The organism is Luteibacter sp. P4_E6 (genome assembly GCF_056401535.1).
The window spans coordinates 1-5,648 of the sequence record NZ_JBFUJE010000255.1; the positions used below are offsets into that span (position 1 = coordinate 1).

Annotated in this window: 8 protein-coding genes; 3 read left to right on the forward strand and 5 right to left on the reverse strand. The window is 59.2% G+C overall.

Annotated features, from left to right (window positions below; translation table 11 throughout):
* From AC1DT2_RS14630 to AC1DT2_RS14645, 4 genes are all read right to left on the reverse strand, one after another.
* Positions 1–278 (reverse strand): hypothetical protein (locus AC1DT2_RS14630; RefSeq protein ID WP_477297081.1); only part of this gene is annotated, 278 nt, incomplete at its 3' end.
* Entirely contained in the window at positions 275–781 is a 507-nt protein-coding gene (locus AC1DT2_RS14635; protein WP_477297083.1) for a hypothetical protein, read from the reverse strand. The genes AC1DT2_RS14635 and AC1DT2_RS14630, both read right to left, overlap by 4 nt.
* A 228-nt stretch (positions 782–1,009) precedes the next feature.
* Positions 1,010–1,504, reverse strand: coding sequence for a hypothetical protein (locus AC1DT2_RS14640; protein ID WP_477297084.1), 495 nt, complete (start codon positions 1,502–1,504; stop codon positions 1,010–1,012).
* Positions 1,505–1,741: 237 nt separating this feature from the next.
* The gene (locus AC1DT2_RS14645) at positions 1,742–2,221 is read right to left on the reverse strand and encodes an Hsp20 family protein (RefSeq protein ID WP_477297086.1); all 480 of its coding nucleotides are present in this window, start codon (positions 2,219–2,221) and stop codon (positions 1,742–1,744) included.
* 194 nt (positions 2,222–2,415) lie between these two features.
* Here AC1DT2_RS14645 and AC1DT2_RS14650 point away from each other — a divergent pair, with 194 nt between their 5' ends.
* From AC1DT2_RS14650 to AC1DT2_RS14660, 3 genes are all read left to right on the forward strand, one after another.
* On the forward strand, positions 2,416–2,754 hold the full coding sequence (locus AC1DT2_RS14650) for a hypothetical protein (protein WP_477297087.1): 339 nt from the start codon (positions 2,416–2,418) through the stop codon (positions 2,752–2,754).
* 154 nt (positions 2,755–2,908) lie between these two features.
* Entirely contained in the window at positions 2,909–3,913 is a 1,005-nt protein-coding gene (locus tag AC1DT2_RS14655) for a chemotaxis protein CheB (RefSeq protein ID WP_477297088.1), read from the forward strand.
* Positions 3,914–4,085: 172 nt separating this feature from the next.
* On the forward strand, positions 4,086–4,514 hold the full coding sequence (locus tag AC1DT2_RS14660) for a hypothetical protein (RefSeq protein WP_477297090.1): 429 nt from the start codon (positions 4,086–4,088) through the stop codon (positions 4,512–4,514).
* A 32-nt stretch (positions 4,515–4,546) separates the two neighbouring features.
* Here the strand turns inward: AC1DT2_RS14660 and AC1DT2_RS14665 are convergent, their stop codons facing one another.
* A complete protein-coding gene (locus tag AC1DT2_RS14665; RefSeq protein ID WP_477297091.1) occupies positions 4,547–5,320 on the reverse strand; it encodes an Abi family protein in 774 nt (257 codons plus the stop codon).
* Between the last annotated feature and the right edge of the window lie 328 nt (positions 5,321–5,648).

A 5,648-nucleotide genomic window follows, 5' to 3' on the forward strand; every position in this document is an offset into this window, starting at 1 on the left:
GTGTAGGCAACGGCATTTTCGTAGTTGGCCTTCCCTGCACTGTCACGACCGGAGAAACCGACATAATCGTAACCCGGCGGTAACGCAGGAGGATGCGTAACCATCCTGCTCGACACAAACGTCTCGTAGCTGGATGTCACATCCGGGCCCGAGCCGGGCGACTTCAGGTAGTCGGCGACCCTCTGGATCTGATCCGGTGAAAGACTCTTCCCGTTGGAGACATCGGTGGCACCCCCCATCGTCGCGCGGACGTAGTCATCAAAGACGAACTGCGTCATGGCACCGACCGTAAAACGGGATGAGCCTCCAACCGTGTCTCAGCCAGGACCACCTGACCGTTAGCGAGACGAGGAAGATGGAGCGGAACGACAAGACCGACATCCAGTAACGCCGCGTCCTGGGTCAGGGCTACATAACGGACGATTTCGGTGTTAGTCGTGCGGCTTTCGAATACCTTGACGAGACCTTCCGCTAGTCGATGGATGAATTCGAAGTCATCGCCGTCGATACTAAGCCGCTGTTTCAGTTTCAACATCGAAGTGACGACGTCGGTCCGGCCCAGGTCAAGGGTGAAAAGGCGAACAGTCTCCCCTGCCTCTTCGATCAGAACGTGCAAACCAAAGAACCCGAGGCCGTGCCCCATGTCGTCGTTCTTATAGACCATGTATTGCCATTCGACTTCATCAGGCTTCGATGTGGGCTGCATCCGCGGCCGGTAGWTCACCAAACCATTCGCGCTGTCGACGGCAGAGCCATGTGCGGCTACAAAGTGGAGAGTCATGGCATTTCTCGAAAGGGTTTGCGGAGATCGCAGCGGCTCGATGGGGTGCTTTCTGCACTGGACCCAGGACGCGAGACGAGCGTCCCGTGCTCACCGTAATTTGATGCCGGACAAGGCCGACAAGCGGTCATTCCTGACATACGAGGGTCCTGTCCCGTTTTCTCGATAGTACGAGGCGGGAATGGCGAATTGCAATCAAGAGGTGCGGACGCTCGCGTCGACCAGCCGTCATAAAACGGAACGCGCTTGCACTCGTGCCTCAGCCAACACCAGCTGCCCGCTCGGACGACGAGGAAAATGGGCCGGAACGGTCAGGCCGACGCCCTGTAACGCCGCATCCTGAGTCAGGGCCACATAGCGGATGGTCTCGGCGTTGTCGGTTTTGCATTCGAAGGCCCTGACGAAGCCTTCCGCTAGTCGCTGGATAAACTCGAAGCCATCGCCGTCGATATGAAGCCGCTCCTTTATCTTCAACATTGAATCGATGACCCGAGGTTGACCTAGGTTCATGGTGAAGAGGCGGATGGCCTCCCCCGCCTCTTCGATGACAACATGCGAGCCAAAGAACCCAAGGGCCTCACGCGTACCGTCGTCCTTGCGAATCGAGTATTGCCATTCGACTTCGTCTGGTGTCGATGTTGGCTGCATCCGGGGGTGGTAGATCACCAAACCATTCGCGCTGTCGACGGCAGAGCCATGTGCGGCTACAAAGTGGAGAGTCATGGCATTGCTCGAAGAGATTCACGGGGATCGTAGCGCCTCGATGCGAGGCCTGCTGCACGACAACCGCGGAGCGAGATGCGTGCAACAAGATCTATACCATGGTTACTGACGCAGCCGGAGCCGATGAGGGCACCTGTTCGTCATGAGATCGCAACGGCAACAGCAACCACATCTGCCAGCACTGCTTATGACGGAGGCGAAAAAGAGCCCCGCATCCATGCGAGGCTCTTGCCTGGTTCAAGCCGCGGCTTGATCGAGCAATTGGCGGACGCTGTCTTTGGCATCCGACGCCGCCCCCGACTCGATGTCGATGCGGCGCGGCTTCATCGCCTCGGGGATCTCACGCTTGAGGTCGATGGACAAAAGGCCGTCAGCGAGCTTCGCCCCGGTGACCTGGACGTGCTCGGCCAGTTCGAAGCGTCGCTGGAAGGGCCGGGTCGCAATGCCGCGGTGGAGATATTCGCCCTCGGCTTCACCGTGGCGCTCGCCGCAGACGGTCAGCCAGTTTCCTTGCGTGGAGATCTCCAGATCTTGCTCGCGAAACCCCGCCACTGCCATCGTGACGCGATATTGATCGTCAGCGAGCTTGATGGAATCAAAGGGGGGATAGTTGTCAGCGGCCTGGCCGCGCGACGCGGCGGCTTCGAGCAAATCGAACATGCGGTCAAAACCGACGCTGGAGCGATGAAGGGGTGAAACGTTCAGAAGAGTTCGCATAACCATATCCTCTTGCAACATGGAATGAGTTCTCCGCTCGCCCCCGAAGCGGGCGAGGAGGCTGGTCCCGAAGCGGCCAGCGGTGAGTAATTTATGCAGCTAGAAACATTTTTCAAGAGGGCGGATTCAGACTTCGTTTAGCCATCCATTCGACAGCCGAGACTCGACGCTCGCATGCGACACCGATCGCAATTATGACTATGCAAATTCGGAAGATCGCGCAAAAGATGCGATTCGATCACAGCTTCCATGCCATCTTCGGGTTGATCACCTTGAATAAAGCGGCCATGGACGACGCAAGAGAAGGCTGGACCCTGACCGCTGCTGCGATGGCCCAGAGCGCCCTGGCGATGAATCTGGCGCTCCTTCATTCCGACCTGCCGGAAGCCCGCTTCCGGGCGAGACTTTTGCATTATCAAGCCATCTCTACCGGCGACCCGTCGCTTGAAGACGCCACCGCCCTGGTGGTGCAGCTTCTGGGGCTCCTGGGTCGACGCCCAGCCTGGCGTGCGTCGAGGCCATGCGAGCGCTGAGCAGGCAACTAGGCGAACAGCGTGGCGAGGGGGAGTGACTGCCCTCGCGCTCATCCTGGGGACGGTCGCTGCCGGTCTTGCATGTGAGCACGCCCAAGCACTCGTCACACTGAGGGGGCGCTCACCGCGGTAAGGTTGTTGTTTGGGGGCACTCATGCAAAGCCAAACGTTACCCGTGGTGGTTATCGGGGCGCCGGCCGGCGGCGTCGAGGCCTTGCAGCAACTGATCGGCGGGTTGCCGGCGTCGTTGGAAGCGGCCGTCCTGATCGTTTTGCACCTCCCCGCCCACGTCAAGAGCGACCTGGCATCCGTCCTTCAACGAATGACGCCCCTGCCCGTTTCGGATGCCCAAAACGGCCGCGTGCTGGAAGCGGGTCACATCTATGTGGCGACACCAGACCGGCATTTGCTTGTCACTCTGGACGGCATGCGCCTGACGCACGCGCCTAAGGAGTCGTGCTCTCGACCGTCCATCGATGCACTCTTTCGCTCAGCCGCCGACACATTCGGACCCAACGTCATTGGCGTTCTCCTATCAGGGATGCTCGACGACGGCACGTCGGGACTGTGGGCCATCAAAGATCGGGGCGGCGTCGCACTGGTGCAGGGCAACGTTCCGGCGGTATTTGCTTCGATGCCTGAGGGTGCCGCCCTACAGGTTGACGTCGATGCCGTGGTCCCGGTGCAACAGCTGGGGGAGAAGATCGCCGGACATGTAGCGCGGCTTACCGCCACTCCGTCCGTCTCAATGGAATCCCACTCGGATGCGCCGACCGAGGCTGACGCCGCGCTTAGCCCCGGGCGCCAGGACATGTCTGAGCTGATCCCTGTCGCTCCGTCCGCGTGCCCGGTATGCCACAGCAGCCTTGTCGCTGACCACGAGCCATCCACGCCACTCCCTCGACGACACGGAGGTCACGGCGCGACGGCTAACACGCTGCTATTGGATATCGGTGACGCCATCGATAAGGGACTCTGGGACACGCTGCGCGCCGTCGAAGAACGCGTGATGCTGCTTCGGGAAATGGCGTTGTCGGCAAAGGAGGCCGGAAGCGCAAGCCTGGCGGACGACTACACCACGCAGGCGAACGACGTGGTCGCAAAAGCTGAGCCGCTGCGAAGCATGGTCCTGACCACGAGTCCCTTCGGGCACGTCTAAGACCAGTGCACCTCGTGTATCACCTTCGCCGCCACGTCAGTTTGCCGCCTCAAAATTGCCATGCAGGGTCACTAGCTTCCATGTCTACCGACCACGCGCACCAGTCGAACGGTGCTCGACGTCCGGACGACATCGTCACGCCGCAGCGTGACGCCACAAGGGAGATGACCACATGGATCAGCATCACCGCACGCGCCGGCACTTCAGGCGCTCCTGGGCAAAGCCGACCTTTCTGTTCCTGGGCGTGGTGCTTGTCACCTCGGCGCAGGCAGCACCGCACTTTGTTACCTTCATCAACGACGCGGACCGAACGGTGACGTCCGTGGAGGCCGCTCCGGCCGGCACGCGCTATTGGCATGCCCTCGATCTTGGCGGACCACTGATCGGCGGAAGAAGCGGCCAGGCCACCGTCCGCTTCGACAGCGCGGACGTATGCAAGCAGGACCTCTCGGTGACTTACCGCGGATTGGCGCCGTTGACGATCACGGGGTTCGATATCTGCCGCACCGACCGCCTTTACCTGGGAAAGGCCCTGGCGAAGGCCAGGAATGTGGACGTCGACAAGGTCGAAAGACCTGTATCTGGTGACTCACGCCGTTGAGCGATCCGGCCAACGCGCCCGGAGCTGACCCGCTATCTCCAGAGCGCATGCTGATCCCGATTAGCGGGGGCTCCCATGCTTTGTCTATGATCGTGGCTTGCAAGGAGTGGACGTAGATGATCACTTACGCGATCGCGCCAGTCGTTTACGTCAGTCGCGCATGAGCCAAGTAAGGCTTTAATGGCAAGCAGTGCAAAGTACATCCTGCCTGCAGGATAGGTTCCTGCCATATGCTGCCAAGGCCCACTATTGGGTCTCATGGGGATGATACCTAGAACCCGATTCCACATACGCCCGTGATGAGCAGCGATATTTCGTATCGCACTGATGGCGTGGATCCAGTTGGCAAACACTGGGGAAGCGACGCCGAAGGCACCTGCTATCGCTTTCTTGTCAGCAGGATGYATCGCCTGGACAAGTTTCGATAACGAGCCAAATGACATGACCTCGCTTGCCATCCAAACGGGCACGCATGGATGCGGCGGTAGCGTGTACCTTTCTTTATAGTGACGAATGAAGGTTTCACGTGAACGCCGCACTTCATCTTCTACGGCAACGATCCAGGTAGCGTGCCAATTTTTATCGTATGCGACGTTGGCAGGATCGCTGTAACCGAAAGCGCCATAGCTGTGAGCCATTCGATAGGTGGCTGCCGTCCTCACCGCGACTTCAATGTTGCAGATCGCCTCCATAATCAGGGAGCGCAACACTTGATCGAATTCATAGCGTGCTACAGCCTCTTCGAAAGTAGCCCCCGCCTCGTAGGCGTCGCTTCCAGGCCTCCGAAATGGAAATAGATAGCCCATGAGTCGGTAGTAACCAACGCGCTCCAAGTAGTAGCTTGCGCGCACAGGGTCTGCAACGTGAAGGCCTCGCAGCTGAAGCTGCTGCAGCTGTGCTGCGTACGTGAGAGGACCCTTCCTGTACTGCACCGTCGCTCTGCTCCCTGCAAGCGCTCAAAAAAAACCCGCCTATTTGCGCGTACAACGATGTTCTGCTGCATAGGCGTGGCGGGTGTGTTGAGCAAAGTATCTCGGAAAGTGGTACTCGATTCAACTAATACGAGCGTTCCGTGGGGGCCAGAATACCAACAAAACAAGCCGAAAATATTTCGCTCACGCAGAATATCAATTC